General features: G+C 54.2%; 14 protein-coding genes, 1 pseudogene and 1 other annotated feature. Of the genes and pseudogenes, 5 read left to right on the forward strand and 10 right to left on the reverse strand.

Annotated features, from left to right (window positions below; translation table 11 throughout):
• Window positions 1–58: 58 nt before the first annotated feature.
• Window positions 59–292, forward strand: a binding site (T-box leader).
• A 56-nt stretch (window positions 293–348) separates the two neighbouring features.
• On the forward strand, window positions 349–1,734 hold the full coding sequence (gene brnQ, locus JUF11_RS10000) for a branched-chain amino acid transport system II carrier protein (RefSeq protein WP_204119486.1): 1,386 nt from the start codon (window positions 349–351) through the stop codon (window positions 1,732–1,734).
• Between the two features lie 60 nt (window positions 1,735–1,794).
• Here the strand turns inward: brnQ and hflX are convergent, their stop codons facing one another.
• Together hflX and JUF11_RS10010 are read right to left on the reverse strand one after the other, a co-directional pair.
• Window positions 1,795–3,072, reverse strand: coding sequence for a GTPase HflX (gene hflX, locus JUF11_RS10005; protein WP_204119487.1), 1,278 nt, complete (start codon window positions 3,070–3,072; stop codon window positions 1,795–1,797).
• Between the two features lie 530 nt (window positions 3,073–3,602).
• The gene (locus JUF11_RS10010) at window positions 3,603–4,529 is read right to left on the reverse strand and encodes a diacylglycerol/lipid kinase family protein (protein WP_204119488.1); all 927 of its coding nucleotides are present in this window, start codon (window positions 4,527–4,529) and stop codon (window positions 3,603–3,605) included.
• Between the two features lie 293 nt (window positions 4,530–4,822).
• On the opposite strand from JUF11_RS10010, the pseudogene JUF11_RS10015 reads away from it, so the two are divergent.
• A pseudogene (locus JUF11_RS10015) lies at window positions 4,823–5,917 on the forward strand (DUF871 domain-containing protein).
• Window positions 5,918–6,217: 300 nt separating this feature from the next.
• On the opposite strand, the gene JUF11_RS10020 reads toward JUF11_RS10015, so the two are convergent.
• Together JUF11_RS10020 and JUF11_RS10025 are read right to left on the reverse strand one after the other, a co-directional pair.
• Window positions 6,218–7,867, reverse strand: a complete 1,650-nt coding sequence (locus tag JUF11_RS10020) for an APC family permease (protein ID WP_204119489.1) — start codon at window positions 7,865–7,867, stop codon at window positions 6,218–6,220.
• A 305-nt stretch (window positions 7,868–8,172) separates the two neighbouring features.
• Window positions 8,173–9,816 (reverse strand): APC family permease, encoded by a 1,644-nt coding sequence (locus tag JUF11_RS10025; protein ID WP_204119490.1) that lies wholly within the window; start codon window positions 9,814–9,816, stop codon window positions 8,173–8,175.
• Between the two features lie 310 nt (window positions 9,817–10,126).
• On the opposite strand from JUF11_RS10025, the gene JUF11_RS10030 reads away from it, so the two are divergent.
• The 3 genes from JUF11_RS10030 to JUF11_RS10040 all read left to right on the forward strand — a co-directional run bounded on the left by JUF11_RS10030 (window position 10,127) and on the right by JUF11_RS10040 (window position 13,567).
• Entirely contained in the window at window positions 10,127–10,885 is a 759-nt protein-coding gene (locus JUF11_RS10030) for an ABC transporter ATP-binding protein (protein ID WP_204119491.1), read from the forward strand.
• Between the two features lie 11 nt (window positions 10,886–10,896).
• Window positions 10,897–12,708: an FtsX-like permease family protein gene (locus tag JUF11_RS10035; RefSeq protein WP_204119492.1), complete on the forward strand. Its 1,812-nt coding sequence runs from the start codon at window positions 10,897–10,899 to the stop codon at window positions 12,706–12,708.
• 334 nt (window positions 12,709–13,042) lie between these two features.
• Entirely contained in the window at window positions 13,043–13,567 is a 525-nt protein-coding gene (locus JUF11_RS10040; RefSeq protein WP_204119493.1) for a hypothetical protein, read from the forward strand.
• Window positions 13,568–13,645: 78 nt separating this feature from the next.
• Here JUF11_RS10040 and JUF11_RS10045 read toward each other — a convergent pair whose 3' ends face one another.
• From JUF11_RS10045 to JUF11_RS10070, 6 genes are all read right to left on the reverse strand, one after another.
• Window positions 13,646–15,340: an oleate hydratase gene (locus JUF11_RS10045; RefSeq protein WP_204119494.1), complete on the reverse strand. Its 1,695-nt coding sequence runs from the start codon at window positions 15,338–15,340 to the stop codon at window positions 13,646–13,648.
• A 30-nt stretch (window positions 15,341–15,370) separates the two neighbouring features.
• Window positions 15,371–15,511 (reverse strand): hypothetical protein, encoded by a 141-nt coding sequence (locus JUF11_RS10050; RefSeq protein ID WP_204119495.1) that lies wholly within the window; start codon window positions 15,509–15,511, stop codon window positions 15,371–15,373.
• Window positions 15,512–15,662: 151 nt separating this feature from the next.
• Window positions 15,663–16,217 (reverse strand): TetR/AcrR family transcriptional regulator C-terminal domain-containing protein, encoded by a 555-nt coding sequence (locus JUF11_RS10055; protein WP_236000552.1) that lies wholly within the window; start codon window positions 16,215–16,217, stop codon window positions 15,663–15,665.
• Window positions 16,218–16,227: 10 nt separating this feature from the next.
• The gene (locus JUF11_RS10060) at window positions 16,228–16,890 is read right to left on the reverse strand and encodes a histidine phosphatase family protein (protein WP_204119497.1); all 663 of its coding nucleotides are present in this window, start codon (window positions 16,888–16,890) and stop codon (window positions 16,228–16,230) included.
• 348 nt (window positions 16,891–17,238) lie between these two features.
• Complete coding sequence (locus tag JUF11_RS10065) at window positions 17,239–18,078, reverse strand: aminoglycoside 6-adenylyltransferase (protein WP_204119498.1); 840 nt, start codon at window positions 18,076–18,078, stop codon at window positions 17,239–17,241.
• A gap of 65 nt (window positions 18,079–18,143) precedes the next feature.
• The gene (locus JUF11_RS10070) at window positions 18,144–19,049 is read right to left on the reverse strand and encodes a proline-specific peptidase family protein (protein WP_204119499.1); all 906 of its coding nucleotides are present in this window, start codon (window positions 19,047–19,049) and stop codon (window positions 18,144–18,146) included.
• Window positions 19,050–19,085 lie beyond the last annotated feature (36 nt).

Consider the following 19,085-nt stretch of genomic DNA (forward strand, 5'->3'; position numbering starts at 1 on the left):
GATTATTGTTAAAATTTGAGGTTGACACTCACCGAAATTTCATTTATGCTAACTCTCAACAAAGACGAAGAGTAGCAGAGTAGTTGTCGTCATCAGCTCAGGGAGCCGTGGTTAGTGGGAAACGGTGTTGATCAAGCAGCGAAAGTAGGCTATGAGTCGCCGCGGCGAAGAGTCGCGGCTGGGTGCGCCCATTACAGCTACGGCATATCGCCAGTTTTCTGGCCGTACGCTCTGAGGTTAGTTTGGTGACGAACTGACAAGATAAGGTGGTACCGCGCTCAGCGCCCTTAGTAGTTAAGCTACTAGGGGCTTTTTTTTCGTCCCCGCAATTCGAATGGAGGCACTGATATGACCCAACCCAAATTAACGAAACGCCAGTATCTGGTGTTAGGTTCCATGTTGTTCGGTTTATTTTTCGGGGCCGGCAATCTGATTTTCCCGATTCACCTTGGTCAAACAGCTGGGGGCAACTGGCTGCCAGCCACGGTTGGTTTTCTGCTTTCCGCCGTGTGCTTGCCGCTGATGGCAATCTTGGCCATTTCGATGACCGAATCGGATTCCATGTTTCATCTGGCGCGGCCAGTGGGGAAAGGATTCGCCTTATTCTTTCTGGTGGCCACCCATGCCAGTTTGGGCTTGCTGATTGCCACGCCGCGCACGGCAACGGTGGCTTTTGAAATGGGTGTGCAGCCCTTTATCGGTAAGAACCACCTGCAACTGGCGCTGTTGCTCTTTTCGGCAGGTTACTTTGCCTTAACCTATTTCTTCTCGCGCCAGCCGTCCAAAATGACCGATTACGTGGGTAAGTTTCTCAATCCGGTGTTGCTGTTGCTGCTCGGGGCGGCATTCGCGGCAGCCTTCATCATCAAAGGTGATGGCCCGCAGTTGCTGGCCGCAACGCATGCCACCGCCGCTGGCAGTCAGTTGACCAATGGCTTTTTGCAAGGTTATAACACCATGGATGCGTTGGCTGGATTAGGCTTTGGGGTGACGATTGTGGCGGCGCTGGGCTTCTTCGGCGTCACCTCGCCGTGGCGCCGCAGCCAGGATGTCGCCAAGGTGGGGGCGCTGGCGATGGGGCTGGAGGCGATCATCTACGCGCTGCTGATTGCGCTCGGTGTGTTGTCGCTGCGGTTCACCGCCACCACGGCCACTGGGGGACCGGCGTTCACCGCCATCATGACGCATTACACCGGTTTGATTGGCACCGGTCTATTGGCGGCGATGACGGTGCTGGCCTGTTTGACCTCGGCGATTGGACTGGTCACGTCACTGTCGCAGGACCTGGGTCATCGGTTTCCGCACATTGGCTTCAAGCGCTTTTTGCCGCTGACCTGCTTCGGGGCTTTTCTGATTTCGAATATTGGACTCAATCAAATCATTGCTTGGTCAACGCCGGTGCTGATGTTGCTGTATCCACTGGCGATTGCGCTGATCATCTTGGGGCTATTGCACCCGTTCATTGGCAAAAACGGCCTGATTTATAAAACCACAGTCGGCTTAACGGTGATTCCGGCAGTACTGGATGCGCTCAATGCCTTGCCTCAACCCGCAGCGAACTGGGCTTGGATCCAGGCGGTTACTGGTTGGGCGACGCGGTTTATTCCGTGGTATCAGTACGCCATGGACTTTGTGCCATTCATGCTGCTGGGGCTCTTAGGTGGGGTGCTGCTAGCCAAAGCAACTGGCACCTTGCAACGGCCCGCCGCACTGGTTAGAGAAATTCGAGAGTAACCCAAAACCAGGTCCTGCCAAACCGCTTTAACGGTGAGACAGGACCTGGTTTTTGTCATGTTAGTCTTCAATCAGATACTGGCGCAATTTGCCAGCTTGAATGGGGTTAACCGTAGTTTTGATGCGGGTGCCGTTTTCTTCATAGGCGGTGTCGATGACGCCGGTTTCGCGGTTGATGAAATCAACCACGCTGCCTTGGGCAAAGGGGATGAGGTAGGTATTGACCTGCGAGTCGGCGAAAATCCGGCTGGTTATCATCTCAGTCAAACGCTGGAGCGAGGCCTGGTCGCGGGCTGAGTAAATCAGCTGATTGCCGTTTTCTTCTGGGAAACGCGTGTCTGCCCGCAAGTCGGCCTTGTTATAGGCTTCAATCATCGGAATGTTCTCGATGCCGATACTGTGCAAGGTGTCCTCGGTGACTTTCATCATTTCCGGATAATGCGGATCGTGGTAATCCACGACCTGAATGAGCAGGTCGGCATTGGCGGCTTCGGCTAAAGTGGCTTTGAACGAGTCGACCAAGTTATGCGGCAACTTGGACACAAACCCAACCGTATCCGAGAGCAGGAACTTGCGATTATCCGGCAGGGTCAGCTGACGCACGCTGGTGTCCAAAGTGGCAAACAGCATGTCCTTTTCAAAGACCTGTTTGGTTTCCGGGTGATCGGCGAACAGATCCAGTAAGCCGTTCATGGTCGTCGACTTGCCGGCGTTGGTGTAGCCGACCAAAGCCACGACCGGCAGTTTGTTTTCGGTGCGCTTGGCGCGGCGCACCTCGGCGCCGATGTCAGCTTCTTTGAGTTCGCGGCGCAAACGGGCGATGCGTTTATTGAGCACGCGTCGGTCCATTTCGAGCTTGGTTTCACCAGCCCCGCGGTTGGCTAAGCCACCAGCACCACCGCCGCCTTGTTGATCCAGTTTGTTGGCACTGGGATGAAGACGTGGCAAGGCGTATTGCAACTGGGCGATTTCAACTTGGGCCTTGGCCGACTTGCTAGCGGCGCGATTGGCGAAAATTTCCAAAATCAGCTGGGTGCGGTCGACCACATGCAGCTTCATTTGCTTTTCTAAGTTGCGTAGCTGCGACGGGCTGAGCTCGTCGTTCACCAAAACGGTAGTGGCGTCGTTGGCCCGCGCCAGTTCGGCGATTTCGTCGACTTTCCCGATGCCAAAGTAGGTGGCGCCACTGGCTCGGTCCAAGTTCTGCCGAGTTTCGCCGACAACGTCATAGTGGTTGGCTTTGGCGAGTTCTGCCAATTCTTGCATGGAATAGTCAAAATTGTCCTGCATCTTGGAAATGCCGGTGATGATTACTTTTTCTGGTTGTAATTGATCCATAAATCCTCCTGTGGCGCGCCTTGAAAAAAGACAAAAGAAGGGAAGCTGTCATCAGCTTCCCCAAATAATCCTGGTTCCGTAGATCCAACTCGCAAGTCGCGCCAAAAAACGCTGATTATCCAATTAACTGCGTGGCAACAACTTTTAAACGCATCGCGAGTTAGCTCCTTTCCTATATCTAGGTTCAGTTTAGCATGTTTACCGGAGAAATACCAAGGCAGTGAAGTGAGGCCAAGTTTGATGGACTAGCTCGGGCAGGACAACCTCCGCAGCAAGGGGCTGGAACGTGGTGGCCAGCGCTTTGAGCCAAGCAGAGCTTGTCTCAAAGTCGCGGCTTGTTCTAAGCCAACAAAAACCGTTGGCTAAGAACAATTTCACCACTTAGCCCCTTTCTGCTCCGGTTGCCCTGCCCTACAGTGTGGTGAACGGTAAGGTGATACTGGTCCGCATTAAGGTTTGTTAGTCCATGCAGCATTGAGCGATGCTACATCCGCTAATTGAGAGGGTGAGTCTACTGGATCATGGACTGGTCACTTTGAAGTTTCGGTTTTAACGCCATTGGCCCATTCCCGCAGGATGGAAGGCTTGATGAGCACTTGCAGTTTGCCGGCGGCGACGTGCATCTTCAGGGGCAGTTTGGTGCTGGGGTCACCGTCGATGCGGCTGCGTAATTTGGCCTTAGTGCTGGTGATGGTCAGTTCATTTGTCGCGAAATAGGTCATGCCGGGGAGTTTGCTGAAGTTACCCGTTAAGAAGTAGGGCAACAGGAGCAGGGTGCGGCGCCATGTCATGCGCGGGGCAACGAAGACGTGAAATAAGCCGTCGTCTGGTTTGGCTTGCGGGGCAAAGTTGAGAAAACCGCCGACAGAATTAGTCATGGTGACCAGCAAAAAGGCGGTGTCCTTCTGCCAGGTCTCGCCAGCGCTTTTGATGATCAGCGGCCAGTGCTGGTTTTTGCCGAGACTGTGCAGACCGCGGGCGAGGTAGACAAAAGGACCGAATTTCTGCTTTTCTTTTTGTGAGACGGAAACAGCGGCGTTGGCCAAAACGCCTAAGGTGAGAGTCGAAATCATCACCTTGTCGTTCACGATGCCGATATCCAGGGGTTGCGGCTTGCCTTCAAGGAGATTAACTAAGGCTAAATCAACCAGTTGGGGGACATGCAGCACGCGCGCCAGATTGTTGACCGTGCCTTGTGGGATGATGCCGAGCAGCGGCGGGGTGCGGCGTTTGACCAACCCAGCTGCGACTTCGTTGATGGTGCCGTCGCCGCCAATGGCCACCACAACATCGACCTGAGCGGTGTAAGCGAGGTCAGTGGCTTCACCAGCGTGGCTGGTGGGTTTGTTGATCACGGTGTGTCCAGCGGCTTTGATGCGATGAGCAATATGTTCGGCGACGGCCGTGGCGCCGTTATGCCCGGCATGTGGATTGTAGATTAAGGCGTAAGATGTCATTTTTCTACCTCCTAAACGCAACAATAAGTTTTGCCTACAGTGTAACACGTTATTTAAGGCTGCGGAGGCTGGTGGTTTTAGCTCGACCGGTAGCCTAGCCCTGGGGCTTGAAGCTGGTCTTTGGCTTCGAGCCCCAGGGTGTAGCTATCGGCTCGAGCGTTACCGGCCGCAGTGCGACTAATAAGGCTGCGGCGGTCGGCGGATTAGCCCACCGATTAGTGCCCACCATTTCGTGAAACCGCTATATTGGTGTAGGCCAATGTGCTACAATCGGGACGAAAGGATGATGGCACATGAAAAAATTAGGCGTTTCAGTTTATCCAGAACGCTCAACGTATGAAAAGGACGCGGCGTATCTAGAACTGGCCGCGAAATATGGCTACAAGCGGGTCTTCACGTCGCTGCTTCAGATCAACGGCGACCAAGAAGAAGTGGTCGGCAACTTCAAACGTGTGATCGGCAAGGCGAACGAATTGGGCATGGAGGTCATGGTGGACATGAACCCGGCGTTGTTTGCCCAACTTGGCGTCAGTTACGATGACCTCAGCTTTTTCCATGATTTAGGCGCGTATGGCGTGCGGCTGGACGAAGGCTTTTCCGGCTTGGAAGAAGCGCGAATGACGCGTAATCCTTACAACCTGAAAATTGAAATCAATATGTCCCAAGGCACCCCGTATGTGGACAACATCATGACCTTCTCGCCGAACCGCGAAAACTTGATGGGGTCACACAACTTCTATCCGCGGCGCTATACTGGCCTCAGTGTGGACTATTTCAACCAGGCCACGGCGATTTACACCAAGTACCGGTTGAACACGGCGGCGTTTATCAACGCGCCTAGTGGCACGTTTGGCGCTTGGCCGGTGCAAGATGGGATGTGCACAATTGAGGACCACCGGACGCTACCGATTGAAACTCAGGTCGCCCACTATAAGATGCTGGATACGATTGATGATTTGCTCATTGCCAATGCCTAGGCCAGCGAGGCGGAACTCAAGGCGGCGGCGGATGAGTTCAACGCGCCGGAGCCAGGCATTCACGTTGAACTTACGCCTGGGATTTCCGCGGCAGAAGAAGCGGTGGTGTTTGCTGAAGGGCAGACTTACCGCGGTGATCACAGTGCTTACCAAATTCGCAGTACCAACGAGCGCGGCAAGCAGCCGGCCAGCGATTTTCCGGCGCATCACACCGAGCCCATCAAAGCAGGCGACCTGTTGATTGATAATGTTGGTTATGACCGCTATGCCGGCGGCTTGCAGATTGCGCTGAAGCCCATGGTGAACGATGGCCGAGTCAATGTCGTGGGCCGGATTGTCCCTGAGGAAATGTTCCTGCTGGCGAGCCTGAAGCCATGGGCCGGGTTCCGGTTGGTCAAAGCTAATCACTAGTCAGATTGAAGGTCCGCTTGGCGGGCCTTTTTTCGTGCCTCAGAAAAGCGACAGAATGGTCATTATTTTACAGGTTAGCTTTCACATTCTATTCGCATCTGCTTGGCATACTAACACCATACAAGAAAAGAGGTGTTGCTCATGTCAAACATCTATCCCATCGCGGCATCGGTAGCTGCGGGTATGCTCGCCATTGCGACGGTGGCCGTCTTGCGCCGACGGAAAGTGCGCGCAACGCGTTAACCTTCTTCATCTGCAACCAAAAACGGGAGTGCCTCGGCACTCCCGTTTGCGTGTGGTTTAGTCTTCGGTGATGCCACGGCGACCATTGCGCGTCGCGGATAAGGTGACAAAGAGCAAGGCACAATCGACCACGATGATGGCGCCCCATTTGAGCAGGGGAGCGGCGTGGACCAGTAAGTTGGTAGCCATCCCGTAGCTCACCAGTCCCAAGAGTAGGACGGTGATCACCACCGTCAACCCCAGCCAAGTGCTGGGGCTGAAGGCATTGCCGTTTTGTTGGTTCTGCCGTTTGGCAATCCATGGCATCATGAAGCCAAGCACGATCATGCCGATCGGGACCAAAATGTTCAGGGTCAATTCCAAGGCGAAAATATCCGCTGAGGCATCAGTTGGGAAGAAGCCCAGCACTGCCAGCACCGCGGTAATGCCCAGCATCCAGGCGCCGACGACGATGCCGACGGTACGGTTTTTCAAGAAGGTGTACGCGGGCTTGGGGAAGCGGTCCTGATGCAGACGCACCATGAGGTAAGACCAGAACAAGAAGCAAGTGGAAGCCGGGGAGACGATGCCGTTCAGATTGAGCAGCCAGTTAAAAATGTCGTTGATCTGCGGCAGCAAGCCACCCAGCGCCATGATCACCGCACATAAAATGGTGGTCATCCAGTAGCCGTTGATTGGTAAGCCATCGGAGTTCTTCTTGGTGAGCTGCCGCGGCATGAAGCGCTTGGCCACGTCCGACAGGAAGACGCGGGTGGAGGCGTCCAAAATGACGGCGAGTTGGGCCAGCATGTAGATGCCTTGCACCACGGCGAAGAGGTACATCAGACCTTTGCCCAGACCGAATTGTTCCCCAATCGCTAAGAACGCGTAGTAGGAACCGTTCATTTTCAGGTCATTCGGCAGGTGGTGGGCATTGAAGTACACACCCAAGGAGAAGGTGCCGAGCAAGGTGAGGAACATCGTCATGATGGCAATCATTTTCAGTGCCTTCGGGAAATCCTTGGCCGGATGCTTCATATCCGCCGTGTAAGGCGCCGCCAGCTCCGAGCCGTTCATCGCAAAGACGAACAGGCCAAACGTCGACAGGAAGCTCAAGCTGAGGAAGTCTTTGGGCATGAAGGCCTTCAAGTTGAAGGGATGGGTCGCAATCGGATCGCCTTTGGCCAAGCCGACAAAAGTCATCACCACGAACAGCACGGTCATGATGAACATCGCGGCGCCGCCAATGGTGGACATGACTTCCAGACTCTTGTTCTTGAAGAAATGCTGAAGCCAGATGAAAATCACGAAGATGACGGCGGTCAGAATGCCGAACCAGGCATTGCCCAAGTTCTCTTGAATATTGCCATTGCCTTTCCAAATCCAGCCGAAGGAAATGACCACGGAATTGGCCACATCCACAACGTAAGGTAGGCCGGTAATCCAGTAGAACCAGGCAGCAAAATAGCCCACGGTATCGCCGTTGGTTTGGCGCATCCAGGACGTAATCCCGCCGCCGTGTTCGGAGAAGGTGGAGCCCATGTGCGCCACAATCAAGTTGTATGGAATGACATACAGGAAGGTCATCAGCACCCATGAGGTGACAGCGACGAGGCCCTGATTTTGAAAATTATAAATAATATCATCGAAGCCAATAACGGTGACGAAATCCATCAGGCCAACCACGACCCAAGGGATGTATTGTTTCTGCTCGTCGGGTGTTTTCATGCAGGTTTCCTCCAAGTTTCAATCGAATGCGGCCGTGGCAAATGTCACAGCCTCTAGATTCACTACGAATATTCTGGCAGAGTTACGTGCCAAAAGGCCGGAGCCGAGCAGCCAGCTACGCCATCCACCGAGTCCAAAGTTCGGACTTGGTGGATGGCTAGGCTACCTGTCGGCTCCAAAACCGCCTTTTGGCACAGCCCCCTTTAAAAAATCTTTACCATTTTACACCAGGGTTGTTTTCAGGAAAAGACCCCAAGCTAAAAAATCCCGACTCATTAGAGTCGGGATTAAAGCCCAGGCGGCAGTTACGCCGTAATGCCTTTGCGCCCGTGCCGGGTGACCAGCAGCGTCAAGCCCAGCATGACGGCATCGGCCACCACAATCAGAAGCACCTTTTCACCACCGGCGATGTGCGGGAACAGGCGGAAGTTAATGCCATAAGTGGTGGCGGCCATCAAGCCAATGGCCAACAGCACCGTAATCACTTGCCAAGCCCGCGGCCCGAAAGCGACCCCGTTGGTTTGCTGGCGTTTGGCCAGCCACGGCATCATGAAGCCGAGGATAATCATGCCAGCAGGTACCGCGAAGTTCAGCGACAACATGGTGATGAAGGTCTTGGGATCCGAGTCTGTCGGGAAGAAGCCCATCACCGCCAGGATAAAGGTGACACTGAACATCCACAGGCCCACCAGAAAACCGGCCCGGTCGGATTTGATATAGGTATAATCCGGCGTCGGGAAGTCCTTGGCGTGCCGCCGCAGCATCATGAAGGACCAGAACAGGAAGCAGGTGGCAAAGGGTGAGACAATGCCATTTAAATCCAGCAGCCAGTTGAAGATGTCGTTGATCTTCGGCAACAGGCCGCCCAGCGCCATGATGATGCCGCAAATCGCGGTGGTCAGCCAGTAGCCGTTGATCGGCAGACCGTCGGCGTTGATTTTGGTCAACTGCTTAGGTAGGAAGCGTTTGTTGACATCGGCCAGGAAAATCCGGGTCGAGCCATCCAGCAAAATCGCCAATTGCGCCAGGTCGTACAGTAGCTGAGTGACCGTGAAGGTATACAGCAGAATGTTGCCGAGCCCGAATTGATGGCCAATCAGCTGGAACGCGTAGTAGTTCCCATTCATTTTCAAATCATTGGGCAAGTTGTGAGCGTTGAAGTAAACCCCTAACGAGAAAGTGCCGAACAAGGTCAAAAACATCGTCATGATGGCAATCATCTTGAGCGCCTTTGGAAAGTCGCGGCTCGGGTTCTTCATGTTGCCGGTGTAAGGCGCCGCCATTTCGGAGCCGTTCATCGCAAAGACGAACAGGCCAAAGGTTGACAGAAAACGGAAACTCCAGAAGTGTTTGGGCATGAAGGCTTGCAGGTTGAAGGGATGGGTCGCAATCGCGCGGCCTTGTTTCAACCCCACGAAGGTCATGATGACAAACAGCACCGTCATCCCGAACATGGCAATGCCGCCAATGGTGGACATCACTTCCAGGCTCTTGTTTTTGAACAAGTGCTCCAGCCAGATGAAGACCACGAAGACGAAAGCGGACAAAATACCGAACCAGGCGTTACCCATGTGTGATTGAATGTTACCATCGCCGTTGAGAATCCAGCCGGCGGAGATGATGACTGAGTTGGCCACATCGACTACGTAAGGCAGTTCGGTGATCCAATAGAACCAGCCAGCAAAATAGCCCACGGTATCGCCGTTAGTTTGGCGCATCCAGGAAGTGATGCCGCCGCCTTCTTCAGAGAAAGTCGAGCCCATGTGCGCCACGATCAAGTTGTAAGGAATCACGTAAAAGAAGGTCATCAGGACCCAAGTGAACAGCGCCACCAGGCCTTGATTACGGAAGTTGTAAATAATATCGTCGAAGCCAATAACGGTCACGAAGTCCATCAAGCCAATGATGAACCAGGGAATGTAGTGCGATTTTTCATTTTCAGTTTGCATTTTTTCTCCTTAAGTCAATTGGAACAGCCAATGACTTAAGGCCCGGGGCTTTGTTGCGTAGCATGACGGACTCCTAACCGCTGCGCAGACTGTCGCGAGTGTGCAGTGAAAAATAATGGCACTATTAGCCATTTTACCTGAATCTGTGGTCAGGTCTAGCGATTTTCTGAAAAAGTTTGCGATTTGGTTAAATGCCTTACAAAGCTGTTAGCTCAAACTGGCCATTCGTTAGGTCGCAAGCGGCAGCGGTAGGGTAACATAGAAGCATAGATAAACCGGCTGCGGCCGGAAGCAAATGGAGGAAATCATTATGACACAGCAACCAGTCGTCAGTGTCCATGACGTGACGAAAATCTACGGGAAAGCCGGCGAAAAACAATATCAAGCCCTCAAAGGCGTGACTTTTGACGTGCAACCCGGGGAATTCGTGGGCATTATGGGGGCTTCTGGTTCCGGGAAAACCACCTTATTGAACATCTTAAGTACGCTCGATCGGCCCACTGCTGGCAGCGTCGCCATCAACGGCAAGGATGTTACCGGCCTGAAAGGTAACCAACTGTCTGATTTTCGCGCCCAGCAAGTCGGCTTTATCTTCCAAGACTTCAACTTGCTGGAAAATCTGACCGCGCGTGAAAACATCGCCTTGCCGAAGGCGCTGCAAAACGTCAGTCACAAACAGCAGCAAGCGGCGGTGGACAAAATTGCCACCACGCTAGGCATCGAAGGCGTGCTGGACCACTACCCGACCGAGCTGTCTGGCGGGCAAAAGCAGCGGGTCGCGGCGGCGCGTGCGTTAGTGCAGCAGCCGGCAATTTTGTTCGGGGATGAACCTACCGGGGCTTTGGACTCACAATCCGCCCGGGAGCTGTTGAACACGATGAAGCACTTGAATGAGCAAGAGCACGTGTCGATTTTGCTGGTCACCCATGATCCGTTCTCTGCCAGCTACGCCCAACGAATTTTGTTCATCAAAGATGGCCAAATCGGGCAGGAATTGGTGCACGGCGATAAGACGCAAGAGCAGTTCTATCAGGAAATCCTGAGCACGCTCGGCACCTTTCAGCAGTAAGGAGGATCTCAATGTTACGTAAATTAGCTTTAGGCGGGATCAAATCTCGCTTTCGTGACTATGCGGTCCTGTTTTCCGGGTTGGTCATCGCCAGTGCCGTGTTTTATATGTTTATGGCTTTAGCGACGAACAAGGACTTCTTGAACCAAAACTCATCAGTGGGGATGACCTCGTTCATCTTCGGGCTCGGGGAAGTGCTGCTGGTCATCATCACCACGGTTTACATCGTGTACGCGAACTCGTTTCTGATGAGCATGCGCCAGCGTGATTATGCGATGTTTATGATGCTGGGGGCTAAAAGCCGCAAAATCGCCCAACTGATCTTTATCGAAACCGTCACGGTCGGCATTTTGGCTGCGGCAGTGGGCGTCGTGGTGGGCGTTGGCTTGACGGGTTTGGTCGGGCAGCTCCTGATGGCCCAACTGCATGCTCCGGCAACGCATTTCGCGGCGCTGTGGCTGCCGGCTTTGCTCGCCACCTTTGCCTTTTTCGTGTTGATGTTTGTGGTGGCGGCGTTCGTCAATGCGCACAACCTACTCAAAACGCCGGTGCTGGCACTGCTGCACGCGGCGCAAACACCTAACCGGCTTCAGCTCAAACCCCTGCGCCTGACCGTGCAAGCTATTTTGGCCCTGGTGCTGCTGGGGATTGGTTACTGGGCGATGCAGCAGCTAGGCACCTTGCAAATAGCCGGCTTAGCCCTAGCCTTAGTGACCATCGTCCTGGGCTCGTATTTCCTGTTCAACTCACTTTTGGTGTGGCTGATTGGCCTTTTGAAGAAAAACCAACGCTTCGCCGCCAAAAACCTGCGCACCTTCACCTTGAGTCAGCTGAGCTTCCGGATTCGTGATTACACCAAGATTTTGGCCGTCGTGTCCATTCTGTTTGCTTTGGCCCTGGGCGCCATTACCACGGGGATGGGTTTTGAACGCGACATTCCGACCTTGGCCAGCATGCAAAATACCTATGATGTGGTGACCGTGGACGCCACTGCCAGCACCCAGGCTGAAGCTAAAAAATTGACTGGGGTCACCAGCCAAACCGCCTACCATCTGAAGGCCGATCAAAAGCACGTGTACTTCGATGCCGCGGAATTGGCCAAAAACCCGCTGCTTTTGGTCACCACCTATCGCCTCGGCGGGGTGACGCCAACCAAAGTGACGGCTCAGAACTTCGCCAAGGCGGCTGATATGGCGCCGCAGCAATTGACGCAATTTTTGACCAAAGCGGATTTTGGTAAGAATGTGACCGTGGCTTCGGCGGCCCAATTCGCGGCACTTGGCGGCAAGACCCATGTGGCGACGACTTACCAGGTGTCGGACTTCCGCGCCAACTACGACGTCATTGAAAAGCTCGCCAACACCACCGCTAAGCAAAATGGCTTCAAGTCGGCGGATGAGGCGGGTCAGAAGTTTGCTTATTACAGCTTGATCAATGGTATCTTCTCGGGGATGGCCTTCATGGGCTTCTTCCTTGGCATTGCGTTCCTGGCCATGCTAGCGTCGACGTTGATGTTCAAAATTCTCAGTGGCGCCAACTATGACCAAGGCCGCTATCTGATGCTCCAGAAGATCGGCGTGCGGCCGCAGTTGCTTCGGCGCTCCATTCGCCAAGAAATCGGCGCCTTGTTCTTCTTCCCTGGCTTACTAGGCGTGGTGCACGTGTTGTTCGGCTTGCAGCTGTTCAAGGGCCTGATCCAGCAGCCTTACCACAACTTGTATATCCCATTTGGCATCTTCATTGTCCTGTACGGCCTGTATTACCTGATTACCGTTTGGCTGTACGAACGGATTGTGGTGAAGAAAGATATCGCCACTGATTAACGCTTTACCCAAACGCGATTGGCCCCTACGCCAGTCGCGTTTTTGTGTGCCTAAAAGGCTGCTGTAGCAACGATTGGCTGGCGGTGTGTCAAGACCGCTTGACAAGCCATGCCCTGCGCGGTATTCTAGCTCTCGTTTTTAAAAGCAGGGGCGGTACCAAAAGTCGGTCTTGGAGCCGACAGGTAGCCTAGCTTTACACTCAGTCCGAACTTTGGACTCGGGGTAAAGCGTAGCTGCATGTTCGGCTCCGGCCTTTTGGCACGTAACTCTGCCGAAATAATGAGCGTAAATCGATGGCGTCGTGGTATTCATCCTGGCGCCAGGGGGAGTAGACATGATCGAGCAAGAAGCTTTGGGGACCGTGGCCCAAGAAGTGGCCACCATCGCGTACCCAAGTTTGGCGGGGCTGCAGTGCCCGCATTGTGAAAGCACGCAATTTGTTCCGGTGAAATTAGCGCATAAAAAATTGCAGATGAAAATGGTGATGGCGGACAACTCTGTGCAGCCAGTGCTGTACCGGCCGGCGGAGCTGCAGTGTCTCGAATGTGGGCGCCGCTTTGAAGCCATTCCGCATGAGGCAGCCGCAGCTGAACGCTTGGCGGCGCCGCACACGCTGACCATTACCCGCGAGAAAAATCGCCTCGCCAGCACGGTGTATGTGATGATCAACGGTTATGCCGCTTGCTGCCCGATTGAAAATGGCGAAACCATTCAGCTGGAATTGAACGTGAAGGATACCTACATCTTCATCGCTTCCGGCCTGAAGAAATTCGACCGCCAGAACGTTTTCCACCTGCAGCTGACGGATACTGCGCCAGATCCTGAAATCAGCTTCAAGTTCCATCCTCAATTCCTATAAACCAAGCAACCGCCGCTGAAGCCCAGCGGCGGTTTTTGAATCAAAAAGCCGCGCCTTGACGACGCGGCAGGTGAAAGCTTATTCAAACATCTTCTTGGTGGCTCGCAGCAAGGTTGGAATATCCTTGTCGTAGCGCGGGGTGTCTACCAAGTGACTCATTGGGATACCAGCGAAGTGGTACGCGGCGATTTCGCCAGAACGGACAGCACTTTGCTCGGTAAAGACCATCTGGTAAGGCTGCTCAACGAATTCACCGGTGAACGCCAGGTTAGTGGAATGCGTCGGAATGACCAACGGCCGATCGGACTTCGCGCGGTTGTTGAATAAGGCGGAAGCATATGGCATGTAAACCGGGATGCAGTTGATCACAGAGTCCATGATGGCGTCGGTCTTAGTCTTGATGTTAACTGGGCCAGGATCGACCATGCTCAGCTGACCAAGCAGTTCCTTGAGCATTTCTTCCCCGGTCATTTCGATGTACGGTTTCGGCACAAATTCACCGGTGCGCCGTGGATACAGGAAGTAGCCCCAAATGACGCTTTCGTTTGGCTTTTGGGTGGTGAAGTGCGGCTGGTGGTGCACCACGATGGACATGTTGACGTCAGGCTGGCCCAGCGGGGTAATCGGCGCCGTGCTCAAGAAGGAGTTCAAGGCGTTGCCTGGTACCTGCGTGGTGATGCGGGTGATTTCATTCAGTAGCACATGGTCCTTGGTGGTCAAAGTGAAGCTGACCCATTCGGAAGCATCACGGTCGGCGAAGAACTTGTCCGGATCGCCCAAGTTGTAGAAGTGAGCTGCGGCTTTCTTCCATAGCGAGGCGGCAATACCATAGTCCATGTTCTCTGGCGCTGGCGTGTTGAAGTCGCCCAGCGTGGCCGAGTCGGTGATGGAGCCGTTGGTGAAAATCACTGCCGTATCATCGTCAATGGCCACGTTTTCGACTTCACCGGAATTGGCATCGGTGACTTCTAGGCCCGTGACGGTGATTTCGTCTTGCATCTTGGAGTCCTTGAAGGTCCAATCGGAGACGATTTTATCCAAAATAATGTTGACGCCTTGGTCTTGCAGATACTTGATCAAAGGCAACATGATGCTTTCATACTGGTTGTAACGGGTGCGGTTAACGCCTACCAAGTGCTCAATTTGAGTGAATTCGTACAGCATCATGTGCATGTAGCGCCGCAGTTCCTGTGCGGAGCTGGCAGTGCGGAAGGCGAAGGTGGTTTCCCACATGTACCAGAAGTTGGTGGTGAACATGTGCGGATCGTCCTTGAAGTAGTCGGCGATGGACACGTTGTTCAGCTGTTCTTCGTCCTTATCCGGCATCATGACGAGTTTCGTTAGCAGCATGCGGTCTTGATTGTTCAAACCCAACTTGCCGGCGTTCAAAATGCCATCGCCGCGCCGCAGCAGGCGCGCCTTATCGAAAGTGCGGTGTTTGGCGTCAAAATCGCGGGTATCTTCCGCTGCGGTCATGCCTGGTTCGGTGACGGATTGTACCCGGCTCAGCAGGTCCATCAGATCCACATAAGTCCGGTAGTTCAGCATCCGGCCGCCGCGCGCAACGAAGCCTTGGCTGTTTTCCACCGGGTGTTCCTTGTTCCAGTAGTCGGCGGCTTGCTCAGTGGCGGCGCTGCCGTCGTTAGAGCCGTGATCGTCCAGACTGTAGAAGGTGATGGCACTGCCATCCCATTTGCCTTCCTGAATCAGATAGATGGCCGCGGCCATGTTGGCCAAGCCCGCGCCAATCATAATTGCTTTGTGTTTAATCATCAAAAAGCCTTCTTTCCTTAAGCGGGTGGGTTAGTCGCGCTGCGATTCGAAAATCGCATAGTCTTTGGCGTCATCATGCCACCAGTCCATTTTCTTCAAGGTGTAAACCGTTGCCCCGACAGCGGCGCCGACGATTAAACCTAGGGTGAGGAGCGTGTGTGTTTTTTTCATCATTCAGACCACCTTTCTTTACGTCTTAAGTGTAGAAAGAAAACGCATGCAAAAAAATGGGCAACCTGCGGGAGTTGCCCAAAAAATCCTTAAGGAATGGTATGGTTTCTGGTTCGCACAAAGAAAAACCGCCCCAGCCGGCGCGGTTTGGTTAACCTAGTGTTTGCGCATTGTGAATGGCGTTTTGGACGGCGCCGGTGAGCATGATGTCGGCGCGATGCACCAAGGTCTTTTTCGGCACCGTCATGCCTTCCATCAGCCACTGAATGACCTGGGCCACAATGGCCAAGCCGAAGAAGTTGCAGATGTCATCGGTCAACGGCTTGGGGAGCGATGGGTCAGCGTCGTTGACCACTGAGCGCACCAAGGCGTCGGCAACGGTGGCCAACAGCTGCTCCAGCAAGTCGCGCGCTACCGAGTGGAAGGAAGCAATACAAAAACTGCGGTTATCATCAATGTAGTCCAGTAGCACCCGATAAGCTTTTTGCCATTCGGTGATCTGGGCGTACTTGGCCATTTGGGTCACGATTTCCTGGTCGTAAATCCAGGCCAGCAGCGAGTAAATGTCCTCGAAGTGGTAGTAAAAGGTGTTCCGGGTCACGCCGGCTTTGGCGGTGAGCGCACTGATCGTGATGTGATCCAGCGCGGTGGTGGCCATCATATCGCGTAAGGTGCGGGCGAGCACTGCTTTGGTGTCAGTTGCCATGAGGGCCTCCCTAAACGAGGGTGAGTTCGTTGTAGCCGAGCACCTTGATGCCTTCATCGGTGAGGGCGATGCGCGAAATCGAGCCGTTGCGCGGGCTGTCGGTGACGGTCCAGCCATCCGGTTTGCCGAACTTGTCGATGATGCTGCGAATGGTGGTGCCATGGGTGACGAGAAGCACGTTGTCGCCGTTTTGGTTTTCATCGCGCAGGAGCTTGAAGCCTTTTTGCAGGCGATTCCAATAAGTCAGCGCATTTTCGGCGTCATGGAAGGGGTCGGCTTCGTGCATGAAGTCCTTGGAGGCATCGACGCCGAATTTTTCAATCAATTCCTTGAAGCTGTTGGCGCCGTGCGGAGCGCCGACTGCGTACCACGTCTTTGGTGAGTCTTCGCCTTCAAAATAGCCGTAGAATTGCTCACGAAACAGCGGGGTGGCGGTGAGCTGCACGGGGCTGTTGAAGTTCTTTTCTAGCACGAATTCCGCGGTGCGCGTGGCGCGCGTGGTGTCACTGCAGTAAGCGTGGGTGAAGGTGATGTGGCGCAAGGCCTGGCCGGCGCGCTTGCCATCGGCGATGCCTTTGTCGGTGAGCGGCGAGTCGGACCAGCCTTGCATTTTGTTGAATTTGTTGAACCACGTTTGGCCGTGGCGAACCATGTAAACCGTGACCGTTTTCATTGTGCTTACCTCCGCGTTTTGTTACCTCTAGTTTAGCACATTCTTGTTCTGGATTCGGGACCGCGGGTTGCGGCGAGGGGCGGGCTCCGCTTGGTGGGGGAGCTGGCGGTGCAGCCGGTTGGAGCCGAAAAGCGGTCTCCAACCTAAAGTTGAAGCCAGCCTCGCTTCGCTCATTGCTGTCTTCAACTTTGCCGCGATTAGCTCTGGGAAGCCTTGCGCAAGAAGCGCGCCAGTCTTCCTGTCGCTAATCGATTCACTGCCAGCCCCCTGCCAAGCTCCGCCCGCCCCTCGCCGCAAACCGCTCGATAACAGTAGAGGTTATGCCTCTGCTAGCAGTCAGCCGGGAGATTAAGCAAGCAGAGTGTCATCCGCAAGCCAGTCGTGGAGTTGTTCCTCGGCCCGGTCCAGCCAGTCAGGGCGAACAAACTGACCGGCTTGGGCGAAGCCTTCAATCAGCTGGTCAGCGCAAGTGAGCAGTTGGGTCAGACTGGTTCGAGTCGCTTGCAGTGTGGCCTGGTTGTACGTGGCAGCGAGTTGTTGCTTTTCGCCTGAGGTCAGCCGCGGCCACAGGTTCTTACCGTTCACGCCAGGGTCGAATTGGCCGTGTTCTTTGAGGGTTTCGCGATCGGCCAGCAGGAGCAACAGTTGGGGCCGCAGGTGCTGATTGAATTGCTCGTTGGCGTAGAGGAGATTACGCCGACTGAGGCCTTTGACCACATTGCCGGCAATCCACACCAGCTCGTTGACGGTGGCGTCATAGTCCGCTTGATTGGGGACATGGAGAAAATGACTACCGGCGTCGGTGGCGCGCGCTTCAACCGGCTGGCCTTGGCGCCAGACGATGCCATTGAGGTGATCACCGGCGAGATATGCGGTTATGTCTGAGGCAGGGGCGAGTTTGAAATCCACTCGCCGCGTGCCGGGGTAGCGGGTGAGCCAGGATTCCCATTGAGCAGAGGCGTCGAACAGCTGCTGCTGGGTGAGGTGTTGCACCAAGGTCGGGTCACCCAGTGCCTTGATCCAAGTGGCACCATTTTCTCGGGCGGGATCCTGGCAAAATAAGGTGACATCCAGGTCGGTCCAGGCGTCTGGTTGAAGTGCCGGGTTATTGCTGGAGCCTTCTGTGCCGATGGCGACGATGTTGGGGTTCTTCGCGGCCAAGGCGATGAGGGTTTGTAAATCAGTCATGGGCATCCTCCAAGCTTTAAAAAAAGCCAACTTAACAGCAAGCGCCGCTAAGTTGGCTAATCGGATTAATCGTTAAAGTTACCGGTTTCGACGTCCTGGATGAATTGCTTCAGGTGGGCGAAGTAAACTGGCGCGTTGTCGATCATGTGGTGATGACCACCGTCTGGCGTGGTGACGAGACGGGCATGCGGAATCACTTCAGCCATACGTTGCGCTGAGCGCATTGGCATGGTTTCGTGTTCCCCAAAGGTCAACAAGGTTGGCACGGTGATGTTGTGGATCTGGTCGCGAATGTCCCAATCCTTGAGCTTGCCGGTGACGACGAATTCATTGTCGCCTTGGAAGGCGTTGTAAACCGCGGTGCCGGTGGTATCAATCAGGTGAGAGATGGCCGGTGGCTGCTTGCGGTCGACATAGCCTTTGTTCAAAATATCGACAAAGCCTTGGTACTTCGGATCTTTCCAGTTGCCTTCAGCTTCAACTTTTTTCATGTAAGCCACAGCGGAAGGTGGCAGGGCCTCTTCCCGCACGAGGTTGATGTGTTCGACATATTCGTCGATGTTATCAATCATCGAGGAGATGATGGCGCCTTTGAGATGCTCGCCGTACTTGAGGGCGTAAAGCTGCGTTAACGCACCGCCCCAGCTTTGGCCGATCAGGTAAAAATGGTCCAAGCCAAGCTTTTGGCGCACTTCTTCAACTTCACCCAGGAAATAATCTGTGGTCAGGTACTTGGCTGCAATTTCTGGATCGGAATAGTCGGGCTGGTCGGAGTAAAAACTGCCCAGCTGGTCGTACATGTGGACCTGGACGCCAAGGTCGGCGAGTTCTTCACCGAAGTTTTCCCAGTATTCGTGGTTGCCGCCAGGGCCGCCATGCAAGCAAAGCAAATGAATGTCGCCTTCGCCTTGTGTGTTGGTCCAAAGGTGGTAGCCGTTATCAAGCGTTAAAATCGTGGTTCCTTGCTTCATGTTGGTCACCGCATTTCATTAGAATAATCTCATTGT

The sequence above is a fragment of the Lacticaseibacillus suilingensis genome (assembly GCF_016861845.1).
GTDB classification, from domain to species: Bacteria; Bacillota; Bacilli; order Lactobacillales; family Lactobacillaceae; genus Lacticaseibacillus; species Lacticaseibacillus suilingensis.

Excerpts from the sequence above, each read along its gene's own strand:
- brnQ (WP_204119486.1), top strand. The coding sequence starts at position 349 with ATGACCCAACCCAAATTAACGAAACGCCAGTATCTGGTGTTAGGTTCC.
- hflX (WP_204119487.1), bottom strand. The coding sequence starts at position 3,072 with ATGGATCAATTACAACCAGAAAAAGTAATCATCACCGGCATTTCCAAG.
- JUF11_RS10010 (WP_204119488.1), bottom strand. The coding sequence starts at position 4,529 with ATGACATCTTACGCCTTAATCTACAATCCACATGCCGGGCATAACGGC.
- JUF11_RS10020 (WP_204119489.1), bottom strand. The coding sequence starts at position 7,867 with ATGAAAACACCCGACGAGCAGAAACAATACATCCCTTGGGTCGTGGTT.
- JUF11_RS10025 (WP_204119490.1), bottom strand. The coding sequence starts at position 9,816 with ATGCAAACTGAAAATGAAAAATCGCACTACATTCCCTGGTTCATCATT.
- JUF11_RS10030 (WP_204119491.1), top strand. The coding sequence starts at position 10,127 with ATGACACAGCAACCAGTCGTCAGTGTCCATGACGTGACGAAAATCTAC.
- JUF11_RS10035 (WP_204119492.1), top strand. The coding sequence starts at position 10,897 with ATGTTACGTAAATTAGCTTTAGGCGGGATCAAATCTCGCTTTCGTGAC.
- JUF11_RS10040 (WP_204119493.1), top strand. The coding sequence starts at position 13,043 with ATGATCGAGCAAGAAGCTTTGGGGACCGTGGCCCAAGAAGTGGCCACC.
- JUF11_RS10045 (WP_204119494.1), bottom strand. The coding sequence starts at position 15,340 with ATGATTAAACACAAAGCAATTATGATTGGCGCGGGCTTGGCCAACATG.
- JUF11_RS10050 (WP_204119495.1), bottom strand. The coding sequence starts at position 15,511 with ATGAAAAAAACACACACGCTCCTCACCCTAGGTTTAATCGTCGGCGCC.
- JUF11_RS10055 (WP_236000552.1), bottom strand. The coding sequence starts at position 16,217 with ATGGCAACTGACACCAAAGCAGTGCTCGCCCGCACCTTACGCGATATG.
- JUF11_RS10060 (WP_204119497.1), bottom strand. The coding sequence starts at position 16,890 with ATGAAAACGGTCACGGTTTACATGGTTCGCCACGGCCAAACGTGGTTC.
- JUF11_RS10065 (WP_204119498.1), bottom strand. The coding sequence starts at position 18,078 with ATGACTGATTTACAAACCCTCATCGCCTTGGCCGCGAAGAACCCCAAC.
- JUF11_RS10070 (WP_204119499.1), bottom strand. The coding sequence starts at position 19,049 with ATGAAGCAAGGAACCACGATTTTAACGCTTGATAACGGCTACCACCTT.